The sequence below is a fragment of the Enterobacter sp. A8 genome (assembly GCF_004296595.1).
Lineage (GTDB): Bacteria > Pseudomonadota > Gammaproteobacteria > Enterobacterales > Enterobacteriaceae > Enterobacter > Enterobacter cloacae.
This window is the reverse complement of sequence record NZ_SCMF01000001.1, coordinates 1,624,622-1,646,958: the sequence shown is the minus strand read 5'-3', so window position 1 is coordinate 1,646,958 and position 22,337 is coordinate 1,624,622. Positions and strand designations below refer to the sequence as shown.

Here is a 22,337-nt window from a genome sequence, read left to right as displayed (position 1 = left end):
CCTTCAGGCGGCCCGTTTGCTAATAAGGATAAATAAAATGACCGAAGCGATGAAGATTACGCTCTCTACGCAACCCGCCGATGCGCGTTGGGGCGAAAAAGCCACTTACAGTATCAACAACGACGGTATTACCCTGCACCTGACGGGCAACGACGATCTGGGCCTGATCCAGCGCGCCGCGCGTAAAATTGATGGGCTCGGCATTAAGCATGTCTCTCTGGCAGGCGAGGGCTGGGACACCGACCGCAGCTGGGCGTTCTGGGCTGGTTATAAAGGGCCAAAAGGCACCCGCAAAATTGAGTGGGCCAACCTTGACGAAGCCGGTCAAAAAGAGCTGGAAAGCCGCCTGACCATTATCGACTGGGTACGTGACACTATTAACGCACCGGCTGAAGAGCTGGGGCCGGAACAGCTGGCACAGCGCGCCGTTGACCTGCTGTGCGGCGTGGCCGGCGATAACATGTCTTATCGCATCACCAAAGGTGAAGACTTGCGCGAGCAGAACTACATGGGCATTCACACCGTGGGTCGTGGCTCTGAGCGTCCACCGGTGCTGCTGGCGCTGGACTACAACCCAACCGGCGATAAAGACGCGCCAGTGTTTGCCTGCCTGGTCGGGAAAGGTATCACCTTCGACACCGGTGGCTACAGCCTGAAGCAGAGCGCGTTCATGGACTCCATGAAATCCGACATGGGCGGGGCGGCAACCATCACTGGTGCGCTGGCGTTTGCGATTACCCGTGGCCTGAAAAAACGCGTGAAGCTGTACCTGTGCTGCGCGGACAACATGGTAAGCGGTAACGCCTTCAAGCTGGGCGACATCATTCGCTACCGCAACGGCAAAAATGTTGAAGTGATGAACACCGATGCAGAAGGCCGTCTGGTGCTGGCCGATGGCCTGATCGACGCTTCTGCCCAAAAGCCAGAGTTGATTATCGATATGGCCACCCTGACCGGCGCGGCAAAAACGGCGCTGGGTAACGACTACCATGCGCTGTTCAGCTTTGACGACAAGCTGGCGGCCCGCCTGCTGGCAAGCGCCGCGGCAGAAAACGAACCGTTCTGGCGTCTGCCGCTGGCGGAATTCCACCGCAGCCAGCTGCCGTCTAATTTTGCCGAACTGAATAACACCGCGAGCGCGGCGTACCCGGCGGGTGCCAGCACTGCAGCAGGCTTCCTGTCCCACTTCGTTGAGAACTATCACGAAGGCTGGCTGCATATCGACTGCTCCGCAACCTACCGTAAAGCGGCAGTTGAGCAGTGGTCTGCGGGCGCGACCGGCCTGGGCGTGCGTACCGTGGCGAACCTGCTGACGGCTGAGTAATGCTTTTTGCCCTCACCCTAACCCTCTCCCTTGAGGGAGAGGGCCGGGGTGAGGGGGGAAATTCGACATCTGGAATTGTTATGTCCGAAACCAAAAACGAATTAGAAACCCTGCTGGAACAGGCGGCGACCGAGCCCGCCCACCGTCCGGCATTTTTCCGCACGCTGCTGGAATCCACCGTCTGGGTGCCAGGAACCGCGGCGGAAGGTGAGCAGGTTGTTGAAGACAGCGCGCTGGATCTGCTGCACTGGGAGAAAGACAACGGCACCTCGGTGATCCCGTTCTTTACCTCGCTGGAAGCGCTGCAGACCGCCGTTGAAGATGAACAGGCGTTCGTGGTGATGCCGGTGCGCACGCTGTTCGAAATGACGCTGGGCCAGACGCTGTTCCTTAATGCGAAACTGCCGACCGGGAAAGAATTCACGCCGCGTGAAATCAGCCATCTGATTGGTGAAGAGGGTAACCCGCTCAGCACCCAGGAAGTGCTGGAAGGGGGCGAAACGCTGCTGCTCTCTGAAGTGGCCGAACCGCCAGCGCAGATGATCGATTCCCTGACCACGTTGTTCAAAACCCTGAAGCCGGTAAGACGCGCGTTCCTCTGTTCGATTAAAGAGCAAGCGGATGAACAGCCGGTACTGTTGATTGGTATTGAAGCTGACGGCGATATCGATGAAATCATCCAGGCGGCGGGCAGTGTGGCCACTGATACGTTGCCGGGCGATGAGCCAATTGATATCTGCCAGGTGAAGAACGGTGAGAAGGGCATCAGTCACTTTATTACCGAGCACATCACACCGTTCTATGAGCGTCGCTGGGGCGGTTTCCTGCGCGATCTCAAAACCAACCGCATCATCTGATTACAGCGGGGTGACTGTCACCCCGTTGCTTCCAGCAGCAGTAAATCCATCAGCAGTACCAGATTCGACTCAAACGACGTCACCCCTGCGGCTTCCGCGGCGTAATGCACCGCCTCGTCATAGAGAGCGAAGTGCACGTCCGCCATGCCCGCCAGCGTATTGGCCGAGGCGCGGGTAAACGCGACAATCGTCATCCCGACGTTTTTGGCGATCCGCGCTTTATCCAGCACCTGCTCTGTTTCGCCGCTGCGCGAGACGGCAATAAATACCTGATAACGGGCGGCGTTGCTGAGGAAAATGTTCCGGCTGTCACCCGGCCCGGAGATAAACGCCGTTTTCCCCAGCACCTGCAGTTTTTTGGTCAGGTATTCGGCAAACAGATAGGAAAACCCGGCACCGTAGAGAAAGAAGCTCTCTTTGTGACGCAGCAGGTCGGCAAACTGCAGACGCTTCTCATCGGTCACCCACTGGAATGTCTGCTGATAGTTGGCAATAAACTGGCTGAACAGCGCGGGCAATTGCGGAAGGGCGTTTCCTTGCGTCGTAATATGCGGCGTGTCGGTGAGGAGCTGTTTGCAGTGCCAGATAAACTCGCTAAACCCGCTGAACCCCAGCTTCTGACACAGCCGCATAATCGTCGCGGTAGAGACAAATGTCGCCTGCGCCAGTTCCCGCACCGTGATGTTGCCCACCAGCAGTGGATGCTCCGTGAGATGTGCGAGTACGCGATATTCCGCGCGGGTCAGCGATTCCCCGCGCGTTAACAGCGTGGCCAGGCGGTTATCCATTATTTCGCGGGTTCAACCGGCAGGTCGTCCCGCGCACCCCACTCACTCCAGGCGCCATCGTACAGCGTGACGTCGTTTACGCCGAGCGTGGCGAGCGCCAGGATCACCACGCAGGCCGTTACGCCGGAACCGCAGCTGGCAATAATCGGACGGTGTAAATCCACGCCCTGACGATCAAAAATCGCGCGTAGCTCATCGGTGGTTTTCAGCTCGCCCTCAAACACCAGATCGCCCCACGGCACGTTCAACGCCCCCGGAATGTGTCCGCGTTTCAGGCCAGGGCGAGGTTCGTCCGCTTCAGCGTTAAAACGTGCGGCAGGACGCGCATCGACGATTTGAGCAGTGTTTTCATGGCTGACGACCAGCACGTCGGTCAGGCGTTTCACCACATTTGCGTCAAACGTCGCGTCAAAATCCCCCTCCGGCAGCGTCACATCTCCCTGCTGCAGCGGCAATTCGTCGCGCTTCCAGCCAGCCAGACCCCCCGCCAGAATCGAGACTTTCTCGACGCCGAAGTTTTTCAGCATCCACCACGCGCGCGGGGCAGAGAAGAGGTTACCTTCATCATAAACAACGAGGTGTTTGTCTTTGCTGATGCCCAGCTCGCGCATCGCTACGGAGAAGGCTTCCGGGCGCGGCAGCATGTGCGGCAGAGAGGAGGTGTGATCGGAGAGGGCTTCGATATCAAAAAATACCGCGCCCGGCAGGTGCCCTGCGCGGTATTCACCGGGAACGTCACGATGCTCCTGGCCCGGAGGAGCCATACGCGCGTCAATAATCTGCACTTCAGGATCGTCGCCGTGCTCAATCAGCCAGTCGGCGGCGACAAAATATGAGGTGGACATGGGTTGCCTCCATTCTTTTCCGTAAAAAAGGATTGTCGGTGTTTTTTCTGACACCGACAAGCAAACCACGTTCAACTCGCGAGCAAGCCCCTATTTTTTCACCGCTTCGCCGTTCTGCCAGGCTTTTTGCAGCGCAGGCCAGTACTCGCGGTTAGCCTCGATCATCTCATCCAGAATCGCTTTCGCGTGCTCCATGGTCGGCACGGTGCGATTCAGGGTAAATGCCTGCAGCGCTTTCTCATAGCTCCCTTCAATGGTTGCTTCCACCAGCAACTGTTCAGAGGCGAGCTGCTGTTGCAGCAGCGTCTGATGGAACAGCGGCACCTGGCCCACGCGGACAGGCTCTGGCCCCTCGGATGTGATATAAGCGGGAACCTCGACGACCGCATCGTACGGCAGATTAGTAATTGCCCCGCGGTTTTCCACCATCACCAGATGACGGCTCCGCAGGTTGAAGGCCAGCGAGCAGGCGACATCGACGATAAACTCGCCGTGAACGCCAACGTGGAAGGCATCCGGCAGGATCCCGGTACGCTTATATTCTTCGGCTGCGGCAAACAGCTTTTTCTCACGCCCGTTCATCACTTCGTTAGCGCGGGTGTAGTCCGGGTTCTGATGCTCGACAATCTGGTTCGGCATCAGGTAGTACTGCAGATACGGGTTCGGCAGATACTCCGGGAAGTTATCCATGATCGGCTTGATGTTGCGCCAGGTTTTCACCCACGACGGATCGGAGTGCTGCGGGTCGGTTTTGGCGGCATCTTCCGTCAGCAGACCAAACTTCGCGATATGTTTACGCAGCTCCGGCAGCTTGTCCTCGCCGTCCACCAACACACGGGTAAACCAGCCGAAGTGATTCAGCCCAAAGTAGTCCACCTCCAGCTTGCGGCGATCAACCCCCAGAATGGCTCCCATGTTACGCATTGCAGCAACCGGCATATCGCAAATATTCAGCACGCGGGCGTTTGGCCGCAGACGACGCACCCCCTCTGCGACGATTGCCGCCGGGTTGGAGTAGTTTACGATCCATGCTTTTTCATGCGCGTAGCGATCCACCAGATCGATAAGCTCGACCATTGGGAGGATCGTACGCAGCCCGTAAGCCAGCCCGCCGGGGCCGCAGGTCTCCTGACCAACCACGCCGTGTCGCAGCGGGATCTTCTCATCCTGCTCGCGCATTTTATACTGGCCAACGCGCATCTGGGCGAAGACGAAGTGTGCGCCGCTGAAGGCCACTTCCGGGTCATTGGTGACGGTAAATTTGATGCTCTGGCTGTGGTCGCGGATCACTTTTTCCACCACCGGGGCAATCGTGTTCTGACGCGCCTCGTCGATGTCGTAAAGGCGGATTTCGGCCAGCGGGAAGTCCTGCAGACGCACCATCAGGCTTTTCACAATACCTGGCGTGTAGGTGCTACCGCCGCCAGCAATCGACAGAATGAATGGGGGTGTAAACATCTTTAGCTCCTTTCAGAGAAACGTCTCAACGGCTTCTCGCATTTTTTTGACATGCAGCCCGTAGACCACCTGAACGTTGTTACCTTGTTTGATAATCCCTTTTGCGCCGGTCGCTTTCAGGCGCGGCTCATCAATGATGGCGACATCCTTTACCGTCACACGTAAGCGGGTGTAGCAGTTATCCACCACTTCAATATTTTCCCGGCCGCCCAGACCGACGACGATGGATTCACCCAGCCCGTCGTTATTGCCCTTCGCCTGGTACTCCTGTTTGCTGTAAAGGCGCGTCTCCTGGTCCTCATCTTCACGGCCTGGCGTTTTCATGTTGAAACGCAGGATCAGGAAGCGGAACACCACGAAGTAGAGGGCGAACATGATCAGCCCGACCACGATGTACATCGGCCAGTTGGACTTCTCCGTACCGAGCGGCAGGTTGTAGAGAATAAAATCGATAATCCCGTTAGCGCCGATGGCGTGAACACCCAGCAGGGAGAACAGCATCATCCCGATACCCGTCAGCACCGCGTGCACCACGAACAGCAGCGGGGCGACAAACAGGAAGGAGAACTCGATGGGCTCGGTGACACCGACCAGCAGTGAAGTGAGCGCCGCCGGGATCAGAATCGCTTTTGCTGCCGCTTTACGCTCCGGCTTTGCGGTCATGTACATCGCCAGCGCCGCCGCCGGCAGGCCAAACATCTTGCTGATGCCGCGCGCATCCCATACCACCGTGCTGCTGAGCTGTTTCACCTCCGGGCAGGCCATTTCCGCGAAGTAAATGTTGCGCGCGCCCTGATAAACCGTACCGCACACCTCTTGCGTGCCGCCCAGTTCGGTATACAGGAACGGGGTATAGACCAGATGATGCAGACCGGTGGGCACCAGAATGCGCTCAAGGAAGCCGTAGATCGCCACGCCGAACGGACCAGAACCTTTGATGGCAAGCGCCATTGCGCTAATGCCGTGCTGGGCAAACGGCCACAGCTCGCTCATCACTACGCCGAGCAGCATGGAAACGGGCAGCATCACAATGGCGACAAAACAGTGACCAGAGTAAATCGCCATCGCGCCGTTAAACTGTACGCCGGAGTATTTGTTGTACAGGTATCCGGAAAGCGCGCCGGTCAGGATCCCTGCGAACACGCCCATCTCCAGCACCTGAACGCCCAGCACCATAGTCTGCCCGGCGGCTTTCATCTGTGCTGCGGGTGCCAGTTCGCCCTGAAGCTGTAGCGTGACGTTCATGGCGTTGATAAACACCACAAACGTTACCAGTCCAATCAGCGCCGCGTAGCCTTTGTCCCGTGTTGCCAGACCAATCGGGATGCCGACGGCAAACACCAGGGCCAGGTTAACCAGCACCGACACGGCAGATTTGGCGATCAGCTGGCCGATATTCTGGATCAGCGGATGGCCGAGAAACGGCAGATACTCGGCCAGGTTGCCATTGCCCAGCACATTGCCAAAGGCGATAAACAGACCGACGATCGGTAAAATAAGTACCGGTCCGTACAATGATTTTCCGAAATTTTGTAGGGCGTTCACGGCTCGTTTCATGGCTTTCTCTCTTATTGAACCGCGCACTCGGGGTGCGTCTTGAGCTTAAAACTAGCAGGCTCCCGGCGAGCTTATCCAGCTATCTTCTTGTTTTAAAAACAAATGACGTGAAAGGTAACATGTGACGTTTGACGTTGTGATCGGCGTAACATCACCACGTTGACGATGCGAGCCGCCTTCCAGATCCTAAAAATGGACTTTTTGTATTAACGAAACTTGCGGATAATACTTATCCGGAAGACGACCAACAGGCTCCATGGGCCAGGGACAAAGGATGAAACCGTTTCGCTTAGCCGCGCTCTCTCTTGCGCTGCTCACCACGTTTACGCTTGTCGGCTGTGATAACAGCGACGATAAACCTCAGGCTGCGGCTCCCGCGGCATCTACAGCAACCACACCAAAAGCGGCGGAAAAGCCAGACGCTGACAAGCTGGCAAAACTGGCGGCACAAAGTCAGGGCAAAGCGCTCACTCTGCTTGATGCCTCTGAAGTGCAGCTGGACGGCGCCGCCACGCTGGTGCTGACATTCTCTGTTCCACTGAATCCGGATCAGGATTTCTCGAAAACCGTGCATGTCGTGGATAAGAAAAGCGGCAAGGTTGACGGGGCGTGGGAACTGGCGCCGCACCTGAAAGAGCTTCGTCTGCGCCATCTGGAGCCTAACCGCAATCTGGTCGTCACCGTGGAACGCGATCTGCAGGCGTTAAACAAAGCGACTTTTGGCATCGACTACGAAAAAGCCCTGACCACCCGGGATGTCGAGCCGACGGTCGGCTTCGCCAGCCGCGGGTCACTGCTGCCGGGGAAAGTCGTGGAAGGCTTGCCTGTCATGGCGCTCAACGTCAATAACGTGGACGTGAACTTCTATCGCGTGAAACCGGAATCGCTGGCTTCATTCGTCAGCCAGTGGGAATACCGTAACTCGCTGACCAACTGGGAATCTGACAATCTGCTGAAGATGGCCGAGTTGGTTTATACCGGTCGTTTCGATCTTAACCCGGCACGCAACACGCGTGAAAAACTGCTGCTGCCGCTGAAAGATATCAAGCCGCTCCAGCAGTCGGGCGTCTATATTGCAGTGATGAATCAGGCAGGGCACTACAACTACAGCAATGCCGCCACGCTCTTCACCTTAAGCGATATTGGGCTGTCCGCTCACCGTTATCATAACCGTCTCGATATCTTCACCCAGAGCCTGGAAAACGGTGCGGCGCAATCCGGTGTAACCGTCACGCTGTTAAACGATAAAGGGCAGACCCTGGCTGAGGCGAACAGCGATGCCGACGGCCATGCAAAGCTCGAAACTGACAAAGAAGCCGCGCTGCTCCTTGCCAGTAAAGATGGCCAGACTACGCTGCTTGACCTCAAGCTGCCGGCGCTCGATCTGGCGGAGTTCGACATTGCCGGTAGCCCGGGTTACAGCAAGCAATTCTTTATGTTTGGCCCGCGTGACCTCTATCGCCCAGGCGAAACGGTGATCCTGAACGGCTTACTGCGCGACAGCGACGGTAAACCGCTACCCGCGCAGCCGGTGAAGCTGGATGTGCTTCGCCCGGACGGGCAGGTAGCGCGTACCGTCGTCGTCCAGCCGGAGAATGGTCTCTATCGCTTTAACTATCCGCTGGACAGCGGGGCGCAAACCGGCATGTGGCATATCCGCGCCAATACGGGCGATAACCAGCAGCGTCTGTGGGACTTCCATGTCGAAGATTTTATGCCAGAGCGTATGGCGCTGAATCTGAGCGGACAAAAAACGCCGGTTTCACCGCAGGATAACGTCGACTTTAACGTGGTGGGATATTACCTGTACGGCGCACCGGCCAACGGTAATGCCCTGCAGGGGCAGCTCTTTTTGCGTCCACTGCGTGAAGCGGTTCCGGCGCTGCCTGGCTTCCAGTTTGGCGGTATCGCCGAAGACAACCTGAGTCGCAGCCTGGATGAAGTGCAGCTTACGCTTGATGAACAGGGGCGTGGGCAGGTCTCTACAGAAAGCCAGTGGAAAGAGGTGCACTCTCCGCTTCAGCTGATCCTGCAGGCCAGCCTGCTGGAATCAGGCGGTCGTCCGGTGACGCGTCGTGCTGAACAGGCTATCTGGCCAGCAGCCGAATTACCGGGTATTCGTCCTCAGTTCGCCAGCAAGGCGGTGTATGATTACCGCACCGATACCACCGTTAACCAGCCTATCGTCGATGAAAACGGCAACGCCAGTTTCGACATTGTCTATGCCGATGCCAGTGGGGCGAAAAAGGCTGTTTCCGGGTTACAGGTGCGCCTGATCCGCGAACGCCGCGACTATTACTGGAACTGGTCAGAAAGCGATGGCTGGCAGTCCCAGTTTGATCAAAAAGATCTCATTGAAGGCGAGCAGGAGCTGACCCTCAAGGCCGATGAAACGGGCAAAGTGACGTTCCCGGTAGAGTGGGGCTCCTATCGTCTGGAAGTGAAAGCGCCTGATGACATGGTCAGCAGCGTACGTTTCTGGGCCGGGTACAGCTGGCAGGATAACAGTGACGGCACGGGAGCCGCGCGCCCCGACCGCGTGACCCTGAAACTGGATAAGCCTTCTTACCAGCCGGGTGACACCATCCAGTTGCATATCGCCGCACCTGCCGCAGGTAAAGGCTATGCGATGATCGAATCCAGCGAAGGGCCACTGTGGTGGAAAGAGATCGACGTCCCGGCCAACGGACTGGATCTCTCTATTCCGGTAGACAAAGCCTGGAAACGCCACGACCTCTATCTCAGCACGCTGGTGGTTCGCCCTGGCGATAAATCCAAATCCGCCACGCCGAAGCGGGCGGTTGGCCTGCTGCATCTGCCGATGGGGGATGAAAATCGCCGTCTGAATATCGCGCTGGATAACCCGCAGAAAATGCGCCCTAACCAGACGCTTTCCGTGAAAGTAAAAGCCAGCGTTAAAGAGGGCCCGGTACCACAGAAAGTGAACGTGCTGGTCTCCGCGGTGGACAGCGGCGTGCTGAACATTACCGATTACGTCACGCCGGATCCGTGGCAGGCCTTCTTTGGTCAGAAGCGCTATGGTGCGGATATCTACGATATCTACGGCCAGGTGATTGAAGGCCAGGGACGTATGGCCGCGCTGCGTTTTGGTGGTGACGGCGATGAGCTTAAACGCGGCGGTAAGCCGCCGGTGAACCATGTCACCATTATCGCCCAGCAGGCACAGCCTGTGACGCTTGATGCGAATGGTGAAGGGTCCATCACCCTGCCAATTGGAGACTTCAACGGTGAGCTGCGTCTGATGGCGCAGGCCTGGACGGAAGAGGATTTCGGCAGCAGCGAAAGCAAAGTGATTGTGGCCGCGCCGGTCATTACCGAGCTTAATACGCCGCGCTTCCTGGCAAGCGGCGATACCTCACGGTTGACACTGGATCTCACTAACCTGACCGATCAGCCGCAAACGCTAAATGTGGCCTTAACCACGACCGGCAAGCTGTCGCTGGAAGGGGCACAGCCGCAGCCTGTCAAACTGCCACCGGATGCGCGCAGCACGCTGTTTATTCCGGTGCGTGCACTGGAAGGTTACGGTGACGGCGAATTGACGGCGCAGGTAACAGGACTTCAGCTGCCTGGCGAGACCTTCGCTCCGCAGCAGAAGAGCTGGAAAATCGGCGTCCGTCCTGCGTTCCCGTCGCAGACGGTGAATACCGGGGCCATGCTGAACCCGGGTGAGTCCTGGACTGCGCCAGGGCAGCATATCAACGGCTTCTCTCCCGCTACATTGCAGGGACAACTGCTGCTTAGCGGCAAACCGCCGCTTAATCTGGCGCGCTATATCCGTGAGCTGCAGGCATATCCTTATGGCTGTCTTGAACAAACCACCAGTGGCCTGTTCCCGTCGCTCTATACCAACGCGTCACAGCTGAAGGCGCTTGGCATTAAAGGCGACACGGACGACAAACGTCGTGCTGCCATTGATATTGGCATCTCCCGCCTTCTGCAGATGCAGCGTGATGACGGTGGTTTTGCGCTCTGGGATAAAAACGGTCCGGAAGAGTACTGGCTGACTGCCTATGTCACTGACTTCCTGGTGCGTGCCGGTGAGCAGGGCTACAGCGTGCCGACGGATGCGGTCAATAATGCCAATAGCCGACTGCTCCGCTACCTGCAGGATCCGGGCATGATGTCCATCCGCTACAGCGACAATACTCAGGCCAGCAAATTTGCCGTGCAGGCCTATGCCGCACTGGTACTGGCGCGCCAGCAAAAAGCCCCGCTGGGTGCGTTGCGTGAAATCTGGGATCGTCACGGGCAGGCGGCTTCCGGTCTGCCGCTGATGCAGCTCGGTATGGCACTCAAACTGATGGGGGATGCCCCGCGCAGCCAGCAGGCGCTGGATCTGGCCCTCAAAACACCGCGCAACGACAGCAGAAACTGGATGGCGGATTACGGTAGCGCGCTTCGTGATAACGCGCTGATGCTCTCCCTTCTGGAGGAGTACAAGCTGCTGCCGGATGCGCAAAATACGCTGCTGAATGCCCTGTCTGAACAGGCCTTCAGCCAGCGCTGGCTGTCTACGCAGGAGAGTAACGCGCTGTTCCTGGCCGGACGTTCGCTACAAACTCTGTCCGGAGCATGGCAGGCGGAAACCTCACTCTCGGGTACCGCATTGAGCGGTGACAAGGCGCTGGTGCAGAATATGAATGGCGATCAGCTTGGTGCGCTGCAGATGACCAACACCGGCACGACACCGCTGTGGGTGCGTCTGGATAGCACCGGTTACCCGGACTCAGCCCCTCAGCCATCCTCGAATGTTCTGCAGATTGAACGCCATATTCTGGCAACCGACGGCAGTTCGAAATCGCTCTCTTCGCTGAAGAGCGGTGAGCTGGTGCTGGTATGGCTGAAAGTGAAGGCCAGCCAGGACGTGCCGGATGCGCTGGTGGTGGATCTCCTCCCGGCGGGTCTGGAGCTGGAGAACCAGAACCTGGCGAGCAGCAGCGCCAGCCTGCAGGACAGCGGCAGCGAAGTGCAGAACCTGCTTAGCCAGATGCAGCAGGCGGATATTCAGCATATGGAGTTCCGCGACGACCGCTTTGTGGCCGCAGTGCCGGTAAACGAAGGGCAGCCGGTTACGCTGGTTTATCTGGCGCGCGCCGTGACGCCGGGAACGTACCAGGTACCGGTGCCGCTGGTGGAGTCCATGTATGTTCCGCAGTGGCGGGCAACGGGTGCGGCCAGTGGCCCGCTGATTGTTGTACCGTAATATGTCAGTTGCACGTCTGATACGCTCCCGCTGGCTGTGGCTGGCGGGGGCGCTTCTCATTTTATGGGGGCTGATCGTTGCCGCCGACCGCCTCTGGCCGTTGCCGCTGAAAGAGGTTAACCCCGCCCGGGTGGTGGTGGATGAGAAGGGCACGCCGCTCTGGCGTTTTGCCGACAGCGAAGGGATCTGGCGTTATCCGGTCACGATTGAAGAGGTCTCTCCTCGCTATCTTGAGGCCCTGATCCAGTATGAAGATCGCTGGTTCTGGGAGCATCCAGGCGTGAATCCTTTCTCTGTGCTGCGCGCTGCCTGGCAGGATCTGACGTCCGGTAAGGTTGTCTCCGGCGGCAGTACACTGACCATGCAGGTTGCGCGTCTGCTGGATCCGCATCCGCGCACCTTTGGCGGTAAAATTCGTCAACTCTGGCGGGCGATGCAGCTTGAATGGCATCTCTCCAAGCGCGAGATCCTCACCCTCTACCTTAACCGCGCCCCGTTTGGCGGGACGCTCCAGGGAATAGGTGCCGCAAGCTGGACCTATCTGGGTAAACCGCCATCACAGCTCAGCTATTCCGAAGCGGCCCTGCTGGCGGTGCTACCTCAGGCCCCCAGCCGTTTACGCCCGGACCGCTGGCCAGCGCGGGCGGAAGCGGCGCGCAACAAAGTGCTCGACCGGATGGTAACGCAGGGCGTCTGGTCAGCCCGACAGGTTAACGAATCCCGTGAAGAGCCGGTATGGCTGGCTCCCCGGCAGATGCCCCAGCTGGCGCCGCTCTTCGCACGCATGATGCTGGGAAAAAGCCGTGATACCAAAATTGTCACCACTCTGGATGCCGCCTTACAACGGCAGCTGGAAGAGCTGGCAATGAACTGGAAATCCCGCCTGCCGGCGCGCAGTTCACTGGCGATGATCGTCGTGGATCATACCAATATGAAAGTGCGCGGCTGGGTCGGTTCGGTGGATATTAACGATGACACCCGCTTCAGCCATGTGGATATGGTGAATGCGATCCGATCCCCAGGATCGGTACTGAAACCTTTTATCTACGGTATGGCGCTCGATGATGGATTGATCCATCCCGCTTCGCTGCTTCAGGATGTCCCCAGGAAAACCGGTGATTATCGTCCCGGTAACTTTGACAGCGGATTCCATGGGCCGGTGAGCATGAGCGAAGCGCTGGTGCGCTCCCTTAATCTGCCTGCCGTGCAGGTGCTGGAGGCGTACGGGCCTAAGCGTTTTGCCGGCATGCTCAGCAACGCAGGGTTGCCGCTTATTTTGCCTGCGGGGGCGCAGCCAAATCTGTCGTTGATCCTGGGCGGGGCGGGAGCGCGGCTGGCAGATATTACTGCTGCCTACAGCGCTTTTGCCCGCCACGGTAAAGCGGGAAGGCTGCGCTTACAGCCAGGTGATGCGCTGGTTGAACGTCCGCTGTTGTCACCCGGCTCGGCCTGGATTATTCGCCGTATTCTGGCGAATGAAGCCCAACCGTTACCGGATAACGCACTGCCGCAGGTTGCGCCGCTGGCATGGAAAACGGGCACCAGCTACGGCTATCGCGATGCCTGGGCCATTGGCCTGAATGCGCGTTACGTGATTGGCATCTGGACAGGAAGGCCGGACGGCACGCCCGTGGCGGGACAGTTTGGTTTTGCCAGTGCCGTGCCGCTGTTAAATCAGGTGAATAACCTGCTTCAGTCGCGCTCAACGATAGACGAAGCGCGCCTGCCACGCGATCCGCGCCCGGAAAGCGTCGGGCGAGGCGTGATCTGCTGGCCTGGCGGGCAATCGTTGCCGGAGGGCAGTGAAAACTGCCGTCGACGCCTGTCGACCTGGCTGCTGGAAGGAAGTGAGCCGCCGACGCTGTTGCTGCCGGAGCAGGAGGGCATCCGCGGGATCCGTTTCCCGATCTGGCTGGATAAAACTGGCAAAAGCGTTGCGGCAGATTGCCCGGATGCCACAGAGAAAGTGCTGGACGTCTGGCCGCTGCCCCTGGAGCCGTGGCTACCGGCAGCGGAAAAAAGAGCGGCACGTCTTCCCGCACCCTCAACGGTTTGTCCACCGCTGGATGATAACAATGCGGCACCGCTAATGATTTCGGGTGTCAGAGAGGGGGCGGTCATTAAGCGTCTTCCGGGTGAGGAAAAAGTGACAATTTCCGCCACGACCAGCGGGGGAGAAGGGCAGCGATGGTGGTTTTTAAATGGCGAGCCTCTTGAACATAAAAATCGGAATTTTTCAATGCAGTTATCTTTGCCCGGTAAATATCAATTAGTTGCAATGGATGAGGCCGGGAAATTGGCTACGCTTAATTTTGAATTAAGCCGCTAACCCCTACTCCCTATTAATTAGCTTGATAATAATCAATGTTCGTTCCTGCGAAAAAACGAGAATGCGTTTTTATTTGAAGGAATGAGCAATGACAAAAATAAAAAGCCAGGGAGACGGCCTTTTACCCGCTGTATCCCGACGTCAGTTTATCCAGGCCGGGTCGGCGCTTGCTGCCCTGCCGTTTGTCGCCCGCGTAGGCAAAGCAGAAGCGAGTGAAGGCACCGCTGCACAAGACGAGCCTGCGGAAAACATTATTCAGACCTGCAGCACATTTGACTGCGGGGGGAAGTGTGATATTCGGGCCCACGTCAACGATGGCGTGGTGACCCGAATTTCTACGCGCCCGGATAATGAGCTGGATCCGCAAATGCCGGTGATGCGCGCCTGCGTTCGTGGCCGGGCTTACCGGAAATTTGTTTACCATCCTGACCGTTTAAAATATCCGATGAAACGCGTGGGTAAGCGCGGTGAAGGTAAATTTGAACGTATTTCGTGGGATGAAGCTACCACGCTTATTGCCGAACGGTTAAAAACGATCACGCAACAATATGGCGCAGCCTCGCGCTATGTTCATGTGGGTACGGCGGTTTCCGGGGGCACCTTTTCCGGGGATAAGATGGTCCGTCGTTTGCTCAACTTAACCGGCGGATACCTTGAAAGCTATCATTCGGTCAGTATGGGCAATACAGCTGCCGCGACGCCTTACACCTACGGCACTGCCGCCAGCGGCAGTTCGCTGGATACACTGCAGGATACCCGGCTGGTGATCCTCTGGGGTCATAACCCAACGGAGACCATTTTTGGTCACAGCAACCACTATTTCCAGAGGATGAAGCAAAACGGCACGCGTTTTATCGTGGTGGATCCACGCTACTCAGATACCGTTTCATCCCTTGCCGATCAATGGATCCCCTTATTACCGACGACCGATAACGCGCTAATGGACGCGATGATGTACGTTATCGTCACGGAAAACCTGCACGATCGTGAATTTATTCAGCGCTATACGCTGGGCTTCGATGAAGCCTCAATGCCTGAAGGTGTGCCCGCCAACGAGTCTCTTGTCGCCTATCTGACCGGTGCGAAAGATGGAGTGGTGAAAACTCCCGAATGGGCAGAGCAAATTACCCATGTGCCAGCGCAGACCATCCGGCAGCTGGCACGCGACTATGCCACAACAAAACCTGCCGCGTTAATTCAGGGCTGGGGTCCACAGCGCCACAACTGCGGCGAACGCACCGCGCGTGGCTCTACGCTGCTGGCAACGCTGACGGGCAATGTTGGCGTAAAAGGTGGGTGGGCTGCAGGATATGGTGGTTGTGCCAACCGGAAATTTGCGGTCGGTCCTGACATGCCGGATAACCCGGTCAAAGCAAAAATATCGGTGATGAACTGGGTTCAGGCCGCTGACGATGCCTCACAGGTCACACCGGATGTCGGCCTGAAGGATGCTGAAAAGCTCGACAGTAATATCCGCATTCTGTTTTCTCTGGCGGGTAACTATCTTGCTAACCAGAACCCCGATCTGCACCAGGCGACACGGGTACTGGAAGACGAGTCGAAAATTCAGTTCATCGTGGCAAGCGATCTCTTCATGACGCCGAGTGCCCGCTATGCCGATCTTCTGCTGCCGGAAACCAGCTTTATGGAACGCTGGAATATCGGTGAAACCTGGGGGACCGCAAGCTATCTGATCCTGTCGGAAAAGCTGATCAAACCCGAATTTGAACGCCGTTCAGACTATGACTGGCTGCGCGAAGTAGCCGCTAAGCTGGGTATCGAACCGGCCTTCAGCCAGGGGCGGGATGAAAAGGCGTGGATTGAACACATATGGGAGCAGACACGCCTGGCGATGCCAGAGGAAAACTTGCCTGACTTCGCGACGTTGCAAAAGACGCGGCAACATCTCTTCAAAAGCGCACCGTATGTCGCTTTTGAGGACAATATTCGCGACCCGCAAAATCATCCCTTCCCGACGCCATCCGGAAAAATTGAGATCTTCTCGAAGCGTCTTTACGACATGCATCACCCGGAAATCCCTGCGCTGTCGCATTACGTGCCAGCCCATGAAGGACCGGAGGATGAACTGGCGAAGACGTTCCCGTTACAGCTCATTACCTGGAAAGGGAAAAACCGCGCCAACTCCACTCAGTATGCCAACCCATGGCTGATTGAGGTTCAGCAGCAAAAGTTATGGATTAACCCACAGGACGCGCAAAAACGCGGTATTGCGCAGGGAGATACCGTGCGTATTCACAATGCACGGGGCATTTGTGAAATCCCGGCCGAAGTCACGCCGCGCATCATTCCTGGCGTTGTTGCCATGCAGGCTGGCGCCTGGTGGCAGCCGGACGAGCGGGGCATTGATAAAGGTGGCTGCGCGAACGTGCTCAGCTCCGCCCGCATTACCGCACTTGCGAAAGGGAATTCTCATCAAACCATGCTGGTGGAGGTAGCAAAAGCATGAGTCAGTTTAAACACTACGCGCCGGTGAGCGACAAACAGCTGGGTTTCTATATCGACTCATCCCGCTGCTCGGGCTGCAAGGCCTGCCAGGTGGCGTGCAAAGATAAAAACAACCTTGAACCCGGGCGTCGTTTCCGTCGCGTGTACGAAATCAACGGCGGGAATTTCATCCCAACCGGCCAGGGCGGCGTCAGCAATAACGTTTTTGCCTACACACTTTCTGTCTCCTGCAACCACTGTGCGGATCCTGTCTGCACCAAAAACTGCCCGACCACCGCGATGCATAAGCGTCCGGGTGACGGCATCGTGCGCGTCGATACGGATAAGTGCGTCGGCTGTGGATATTGTGCGTGGTCATGCCCCTATGGCGCGCCGCAGCTCAACGAGCAGACCGGGCAGATGTCCAAATGCGATTTTTGCGTGGATCTGCAGGCGAAAGGCGAACAGCCTGTCTGCGTGGCAACCTGTCCCCTTGAAGCGATCAAATTCGGGCCGATTGATGAACTTCGGGCGAAATACGGTGTGGTCTGTGACGTGAAGGGATTGCCTGATTCCTCCATCACCAAACCTAACCTGGTGATCAAAGCACATCAGGGCGCAGAGAAAGAGGGGACACGTCATGCATGAGTTACCGTTGCTGATTTTTACCCTGTTCCTTCAGGGATCGGTAGGCGTTACGCTCTGGCTGGCGCTCGGAGGCGCGCAGGCTTCGCCGCGTAACGCGCTGCTGCCTGCTGCCGGGGCATTCGTGCTGGCCTGCCTGGGGCTGCTCGCCTCGACGCTGCATATGGGCTACCCGCTCAATGCTCTCAACGCGCTGCGCCACGTATCCAGCTCCTGGCTGAGCCGTGAGATTGTATTTGCCAGCCTTTACCTTGCGGCGCTTGGTCTTGCGACGCTGCTGATGTTCGCGAAAAAACCAGGCTGGAAGCCGCTTCTGGCGGTGGCGGGGCTTGTCGGGCTGGTGGACGTGTTCTGCATGGCGCAGATTTATATCCATACGTCGGTTGTCACCTGGCAGCACATCAACACGCTGGTGCTGTTCATCGGCTCGGTGGGAATCATTGGCTCAGCCTGCGTGGCCGTTGGGGCGCCTTCCCGGATTAACCTGCGCGCGGCGGTTGTGATTATTACGCTGCTGGTGCTTGTGCGTCTGGTGACGCAGCCCGTCTGGCTGGCAGACATTACAGCCATGGACAACACCGAGGTGACATTCCCTCACGCTCCGTTACGGATGCTGGAGCAACTGCGCACGGTGCATCTGCTGAGCTGGTGCGTTTCCGTTGCGGGCATGCTGTGTTTTGCCGCGGGCGGTCTGAAGGCCGCGCGAGGCCCGGTGCTGCTGGGCAGCGCATTACTGATTGTGGGTGAGCTAATGCTGCGCTTCGTTTTCTTCAGTATTGGCTGATGGCCGGATTAACGCTTATCCCGGCGATGGACGTGACGCATGCTTGCGTTCGTCGCCGTTTCCGCCATGCCTCCTGCCACGCCTGTGCGGACGCTTGCCCTGTGCAGGCGTTCTCTTTTACGGACTCGGGCGTTCTGATTGATGACAGCCGATGTATTGAATGCGGTGACTGCCTGTTTGTCTGCCCAGCCGGAGCCATTACCGGCATCGTACCGCGAAAACGCTTTTTGCGTGGAGATACGCTTGTCGGGCCGTTTGCGGAACGCGCACCTGGAGTGAATGAGCTGCTACTGTGGCACGCGCAATACCGCGTTCGTTTTATCAGTATTGAGGTGGAGCACCATCCTGACTGGTTGCTGGCGCTTGCCCGGCTTAATCTTACGCTTCGCCGACGCGGTGAAGGGGCGTGGGCATTTAAGCTCATCCCGCACAACGAGGTGAATCTCGCCCGCCGTGCGCTAATGCACGTTCCCCGCGAGGATGTTCGTGCCTGTCGCGTCATGCCCGGCCTGCGTGAGTTGCGAAGGGCTTTTCCCGCGTTTAGCGAGGCAGAGATCGCTCTCGACGCCGGAAAGTGCGTGCTGTGCGGGGCGTGCTGGCGAAGCTGTCAGGAAAAGGCGATTCGTTTTGAGAACGCCAGTCTGAGGGTGGAAACCGAATATTGCACCGGTTGCGGTGGTTGTGAAGTGGTTTGCCAGCATGCGGCGATAAAAGTGACACAAACAGAGGGAATAGCGAAAACGGTAACCATGCCCGCATATGAGGCCATTTGCCAGACGTGCCGCCGTCGGTTCTGGTCATTTACGCCTGAAGAAAAGCAGTGCCCGCTCTGTTTCCACCATCACTACGGGATGCGAAATCTGTCCTGTTGCTAATCTTCGTCTCATTTTAAAAAAATGTTATGTATAACCATAGGCAATGGCGCTATTGCTCTTTATAATCCGCGCCACACCATACTCAGGTATGCAAAAACAACAGAACATTTTACAGAGGTTATCAATGGCTATTGAACGTACTTTTTCCATCATCAAACCAAACGCGGTGGCAAAAAACGTTATTGGCAGCATCTTCGCTCGCTTTGAATCAGCAGGGTTTAAGATCGTTGGCACCAAAATGCTGCATCTGACCGTTGAGCAGGCTCGCGGTTTCTACGCTGAGCATGAAGGTCGCCCATTCTTTGACGGTCTGGTTGAGTTCATGACCTCTGGCCCGATCGTGGTATCCGTGCTGGAAGGCGAAAATGCGGTACAGCGTCACCGTGACCTGCTGGGTGCAACCAACCCGGATAACGCGCTGGCAGGTACGCTGCGCGCTGACTACGCTGACAGCTTCACCGAGAACGGCACCCACGGTTCTGACTCTGTTGAATCTGCAGCGCGCGAAATCGCTTTCTTCTTCGCTGAAGGCGAAGTGTGTCCACGTACCCGTTAATTTAACGGTTTCGTTTACACATTATTTTCGTAAATGCCACGTGCAAACGTGGCATCCCTGCGCCAGACTTTGTACAATGCAACGCCCCGGACGAGCAGAACGCTTTCCGGGGCGTTTCTTTTCAACCCTCCATGGGCCATAACGTGTAACAACGAGGCCGGAAAATATTATGTCTGAATTAGTGAATACCTCCGAAGTCGCCACGCCTGCGGTTCCAAATAAAAATGGAAAAATTAACCTGCTGGATCTGAACCGTCAGCAGATGCGCGAGTTCTTTAAAGAGTTGGGCGAGAAGCCGTTTCGTGCCGATCAGGTCATGAAATGGATGTACCACTATTGCAGCGACAACTTTGATGACATGACTGATATCAACAAAGTGCTGCGCAACAAGCTCAAAGAAGTGGCTGAAATCCGCGCACCGGAAGTGGTGGAAGAACAACGCTCTTCAGATGGCACCATCAAATGGGCGATTGCCGTTGGCGATCAGCGTGTTGAAACCGTGTATATCCCGGAAGACGATCGCGCCACGCTGTGCGTCTCTTCTCAGGTTGGCTGTGCGCTGGAGTGCAAATTCTGCTCAACCGCGCAGCAAGGTTTTAACCGTAACCTGCGTGTATCGGAAATCATTGGCCAGGTCTGGCGTGCCGCGAAAATCGTTGGCGCGGCGAAAGTGACCGGAACCCGCCCAATTACCAACGTGGTGATGATGGGGATGGGTGAACCGCTGCTGAACCTGACTAACGTGGTTCCGGCAATGGAAATTATGCTGGACGATTTCGGTTTTGGCCTCTCCAAACGTCGCGTGACGCTCTCTACGTCAGGCGTGGTTCCGGCTCTGGATAAGCTGGGTGACATGATTGACGTGGCGCTGGCCATCTCTCTGCATGCGCCAAACGATGAAATCCGCGACGAAATTGTGCCGATCAACAAAAAGTACAATATCGAAACCTTCCTTGCGGCGGTGCGTCGCTACCTGGAAAAATCCAACGCCAACCAGGGCCGCGTAACCATCGAGTACGTGATGCTCGACCACGTGAACGACGGTACCGAGCATGCGCATGAACTGGCTGCACTGCTGAAAGATACGCCGTGCAAAATTAACCTGATCCCATGGAACCCGTTCCCGGGAGCGCCGTATGGCCGCAGCTCGAACAGCCGTATCGACCGTTTCTCGAAGGTGTTGATGGAGTACGGTTTCACCACCATCGTGCGTAAAACCCGTGGTGATGATATCGATGCCGCATGCGGTCAGCTGGCGGGTGATGTGATTGACCGAACCAAACGTACCCTGCGTAAACGCATGCAGGGCGAGACGATTGCGGTCAAAGCTGTTTGATTATTATGCAATCACGGCGCATTATTGCGCCGTGAAGCATAATCTTACTGAATAATCAGTCAGATTCGTGATGACTGAGTAATAATTACGGTGCGTTTCATACGACTTTCGGGCAGTATGTAACGACGTAACAACAGTTTAGCTTCACGGGCAGGGCGCACTGTCATCTCCGGGCTGACAGTCTTATACTGACTGTTCAAGGTTAACTGACCAGAAGTTTCGCGGTGCGGGTGGCATTGTGACTCACCGGCACCTGAACCCTTATTTTTCACGTACCAGTAGTTGTAGCGAATGAATACTGAAGCCACTCACGACCAACATGAAGCACTCTCCACTGGCGTTCGTCTTCGCAACGCCCGTGAACAACTCGGACTCAGCCAGCAAGCCGTTGCAGAACGCTTGTGCCTGAAGGTTTCCACGGTTCGCGATATTGAAGAAGATAAGGCACCTGCCGATCTGGCTTCAACATTCTTGCGCGGGTATATCCGCTCTTACGCAAAACTGGTGCACATCCCTGAAGACGAATTACTGCCAATGATGGAGAAGCAGGCACCGGTTCGTGCAGCCAAAGTTGCACCGATGCAGAGCTTCTCTTTGGGCAAACGTCGTAAAAAACGTGATGGCTGGCTGATGAGCTTCACCTGGCTGGTGCTGTTTGTGGTGGTCGGCCTGACCGGCGCATGGTGGTGGCAAAACCACAAGGCGCAGCAGGAAGAGATCACCACGATGGCCGATCAATCCTCTGCCGAACTTAACCAGGCCGGAAACGGTAACGCGCAGAGCGTTCCACTGAGCACCGACAGCGCGGCAACGACCAGCGAACCACAAACCGCGACGACCGATACGCCAGCTACCGACGCTGCGCAGACCCCAGCGGCAACGGCTAACACGCCAGCGCCTCAGACGCAGGCTCCAGCGCAGGATCAAAACGCGGTGGTTGCACCTTCTCAGGCTCCTGTGGATACCGCAACGAACGCACCGGCGGCGAACACCGCTGCCCCCCTGCCGACCGATCAGGCCGGTGTCGCAACGCCCGCGGTTGACCCTAACGCGCTGGTGATGAATTTCACTGCAGACTGCTGGTTAGAAGTCACTGACGCAACAGGTAAAAAACTGTTCAGCGGCCTGCAGCGTAAAGATGGCACGTTAAACCTAACCGGTCAGGCACCGTATAAACTTAAAATCGGCGCACCGGCAGCGGTACAGATCCAGTATCAAGGAAAACCTGTCGATCTGAGCCGCTTTATCAGAACTAACCAGGTTGCACGTCTTACCGTTAATGCCGAACAATCAGCAGCACAGTAACAGACG

The 22,337-nt window shown here is 57.0% G+C and carries 15 protein-coding genes; 11 read left to right on the top strand and 4 right to left on the bottom strand.

Features of this window, described 5'->3' with window-relative positions:
- Positions 1–37: 37 nt before the first annotated feature.
- Together pepB and sseB are read left to right on the top strand one after the other, a co-directional pair.
- A complete protein-coding gene (pepB, locus tag EQV24_RS07705; protein WP_013098291.1) occupies positions 38–1,324 on the top strand; it encodes an aminopeptidase PepB in 1,287 nt (428 codons plus the stop codon).
- An 80-nt stretch (positions 1,325–1,404) separates the two neighbouring features.
- Positions 1,405–2,181 carry an enhanced serine sensitivity protein SseB gene (gene sseB, locus EQV24_RS07700; protein WP_094916595.1) on the top strand — a complete coding sequence of 259 codons (777 nt, stop codon included), beginning with the start codon at positions 1,405–1,407 and terminating at the stop codon, positions 2,179–2,181.
- A gap of 17 nt (positions 2,182–2,198) precedes the next feature.
- Here the strand turns inward: sseB and EQV24_RS07695 are convergent, their stop codons facing one another.
- The 4 genes from EQV24_RS07695 to EQV24_RS07680 all read right to left on the bottom strand — a co-directional run bounded on the left by EQV24_RS07695 (position 2,199) and on the right by EQV24_RS07680 (position 6,829).
- On the bottom strand, positions 2,199–2,969 hold the full coding sequence (locus EQV24_RS07695; protein ID WP_013098289.1) for a MurR/RpiR family transcriptional regulator: 771 nt from the start codon (positions 2,967–2,969) through the stop codon (positions 2,199–2,201).
- Positions 2,969–3,814, bottom strand: a complete 846-nt coding sequence (gene sseA / locus EQV24_RS07690) for a 3-mercaptopyruvate sulfurtransferase (protein ID WP_038420386.1) — start codon at positions 3,812–3,814, stop codon at positions 2,969–2,971. The genes EQV24_RS07695 and sseA overlap by 1 nt, the downstream gene beginning before the upstream one ends.
- Before the next feature lie 90 nt (positions 3,815–3,904).
- On the bottom strand, positions 3,905–5,272 hold the full coding sequence (locus tag EQV24_RS07685) for a 6-phospho-alpha-glucosidase (protein ID WP_023620126.1): 1,368 nt from the start codon (positions 5,270–5,272) through the stop codon (positions 3,905–3,907).
- Positions 5,273–5,284: 12 nt separating this feature from the next.
- On the bottom strand, positions 5,285–6,829 hold the full coding sequence (locus tag EQV24_RS07680; protein ID WP_045293487.1) for a PTS transporter subunit EIIC: 1,545 nt from the start codon (positions 6,827–6,829) through the stop codon (positions 5,285–5,287).
- A 274-nt stretch (positions 6,830–7,103) separates the two neighbouring features.
- Between EQV24_RS07680 and EQV24_RS07675 the strand changes: the two genes are divergently transcribed.
- The 9 genes from EQV24_RS07675 (at position 7,104) to rodZ (ending at position 22,331) form a co-directional block, all read left to right on the top strand.
- Positions 7,104–12,056 carry an alpha-2-macroglobulin gene (locus tag EQV24_RS07675; protein ID WP_130626382.1) on the top strand — a complete coding sequence of 1,651 codons (4,953 nt, stop codon included), beginning with the start codon at positions 7,104–7,106 and terminating at the stop codon, positions 12,054–12,056.
- Position 12,057: 1 nt separating this feature from the next.
- Positions 12,058–14,385 carry a peptidoglycan glycosyltransferase PbpC gene (gene pbpC, locus EQV24_RS07670; protein ID WP_097534399.1) on the top strand — a complete coding sequence of 776 codons (2,328 nt, stop codon included), beginning with the start codon at positions 12,058–12,060 and terminating at the stop codon, positions 14,383–14,385.
- 88 nt (positions 14,386–14,473) lie between these two features.
- Positions 14,474–16,852, top strand: a complete 2,379-nt coding sequence (locus tag EQV24_RS07665; RefSeq protein WP_062935178.1) for a DMSO/selenate family reductase complex A subunit — start codon at positions 14,474–14,476, stop codon at positions 16,850–16,852.
- Positions 16,849–17,478 (top strand): DMSO/selenate family reductase complex B subunit, encoded by a 630-nt coding sequence (locus EQV24_RS07660; RefSeq protein ID WP_013098282.1) that lies wholly within the window; start codon positions 16,849–16,851, stop codon positions 17,476–17,478. The genes EQV24_RS07665 and EQV24_RS07660 overlap by 4 nt, the downstream gene beginning before the upstream one ends.
- Complete coding sequence (locus EQV24_RS07655; protein WP_100168229.1) at positions 17,471–18,259, top strand: DmsC/YnfH family molybdoenzyme membrane anchor subunit; 789 nt, start codon at positions 17,471–17,473, stop codon at positions 18,257–18,259. The genes EQV24_RS07660 and EQV24_RS07655 overlap by 8 nt, the downstream gene beginning before the upstream one ends.
- Positions 18,259–19,134: a 4Fe-4S binding protein gene (locus tag EQV24_RS07650; RefSeq protein ID WP_100168230.1), complete on the top strand. Its 876-nt coding sequence runs from the start codon at positions 18,259–18,261 to the stop codon at positions 19,132–19,134. The genes EQV24_RS07655 and EQV24_RS07650 overlap by 1 nt, the downstream gene beginning before the upstream one ends.
- A 124-nt stretch (positions 19,135–19,258) precedes the next feature.
- Positions 19,259–19,690 carry a nucleoside-diphosphate kinase gene (ndk, locus tag EQV24_RS07645; protein ID WP_003860625.1) on the top strand — a complete coding sequence of 144 codons (432 nt, stop codon included), beginning with the start codon at positions 19,259–19,261 and terminating at the stop codon, positions 19,688–19,690.
- A gap of 169 nt (positions 19,691–19,859) precedes the next feature.
- Positions 19,860–21,026, top strand: a complete 1,167-nt coding sequence (locus EQV24_RS07640) for a bifunctional tRNA (adenosine(37)-C2)-methyltransferase TrmG/ribosomal RNA large subunit methyltransferase RlmN (protein WP_013098279.1) — start codon at positions 19,860–19,862, stop codon at positions 21,024–21,026.
- Positions 21,027–21,317: 291 nt separating this feature from the next.
- Positions 21,318–22,331, top strand: coding sequence for a cytoskeleton protein RodZ (rodZ, locus tag EQV24_RS07635; RefSeq protein ID WP_047023259.1), 1,014 nt, complete (start codon positions 21,318–21,320; stop codon positions 22,329–22,331).
- The last annotated feature ends 6 nt before the right edge of the window (positions 22,332–22,337 follow it).

Excerpts from the sequence above, each read along its gene's own strand:
- EQV24_RS07640 (WP_013098279.1), top strand. The coding sequence starts at position 19,860 with ATGTCTGAATTAGTGAATACCTCCGAAGTCGCCACGCCTGCGGTTCCA.
- EQV24_RS07685 (WP_023620126.1), bottom strand. The coding sequence starts at position 5,272 with ATGTTTACACCCCCATTCATTCTGTCGATTGCTGGCGGCGGTAGCACC.
- EQV24_RS07650 (WP_100168230.1), top strand. The coding sequence starts at position 18,259 with ATGGCCGGATTAACGCTTATCCCGGCGATGGACGTGACGCATGCTTGC.
- pepB (WP_013098291.1), top strand. The coding sequence starts at position 38 with ATGACCGAAGCGATGAAGATTACGCTCTCTACGCAACCCGCCGATGCG.
- rodZ (WP_047023259.1), top strand. The coding sequence starts at position 21,318 with ATGAATACTGAAGCCACTCACGACCAACATGAAGCACTCTCCACTGGC.
- EQV24_RS07665 (WP_062935178.1), top strand. The coding sequence starts at position 14,474 with ATGACAAAAATAAAAAGCCAGGGAGACGGCCTTTTACCCGCTGTATCC.
- EQV24_RS07675 (WP_130626382.1), top strand. The coding sequence starts at position 7,104 with ATGAAACCGTTTCGCTTAGCCGCGCTCTCTCTTGCGCTGCTCACCACG.
- sseA (WP_038420386.1), bottom strand. The coding sequence starts at position 3,814 with ATGTCCACCTCATATTTTGTCGCCGCCGACTGGCTGATTGAGCACGGC.
- EQV24_RS07695 (WP_013098289.1), bottom strand. The coding sequence starts at position 2,969 with ATGGATAACCGCCTGGCCACGCTGTTAACGCGCGGGGAATCGCTGACC.
- sseB (WP_094916595.1), top strand. The coding sequence starts at position 1,405 with ATGTCCGAAACCAAAAACGAATTAGAAACCCTGCTGGAACAGGCGGCG.
- EQV24_RS07655 (WP_100168229.1), top strand. The coding sequence starts at position 17,471 with ATGCATGAGTTACCGTTGCTGATTTTTACCCTGTTCCTTCAGGGATCG.
- pbpC (WP_097534399.1), top strand. The coding sequence starts at position 12,058 with ATGTCAGTTGCACGTCTGATACGCTCCCGCTGGCTGTGGCTGGCGGGG.
- EQV24_RS07660 (WP_013098282.1), top strand. The coding sequence starts at position 16,849 with ATGAGTCAGTTTAAACACTACGCGCCGGTGAGCGACAAACAGCTGGGT.
- EQV24_RS07680 (WP_045293487.1), bottom strand. The coding sequence starts at position 6,829 with ATGAAACGAGCCGTGAACGCCCTACAAAATTTCGGAAAATCATTGTAC.
- ndk (WP_003860625.1), top strand. The coding sequence starts at position 19,259 with ATGGCTATTGAACGTACTTTTTCCATCATCAAACCAAACGCGGTGGCA.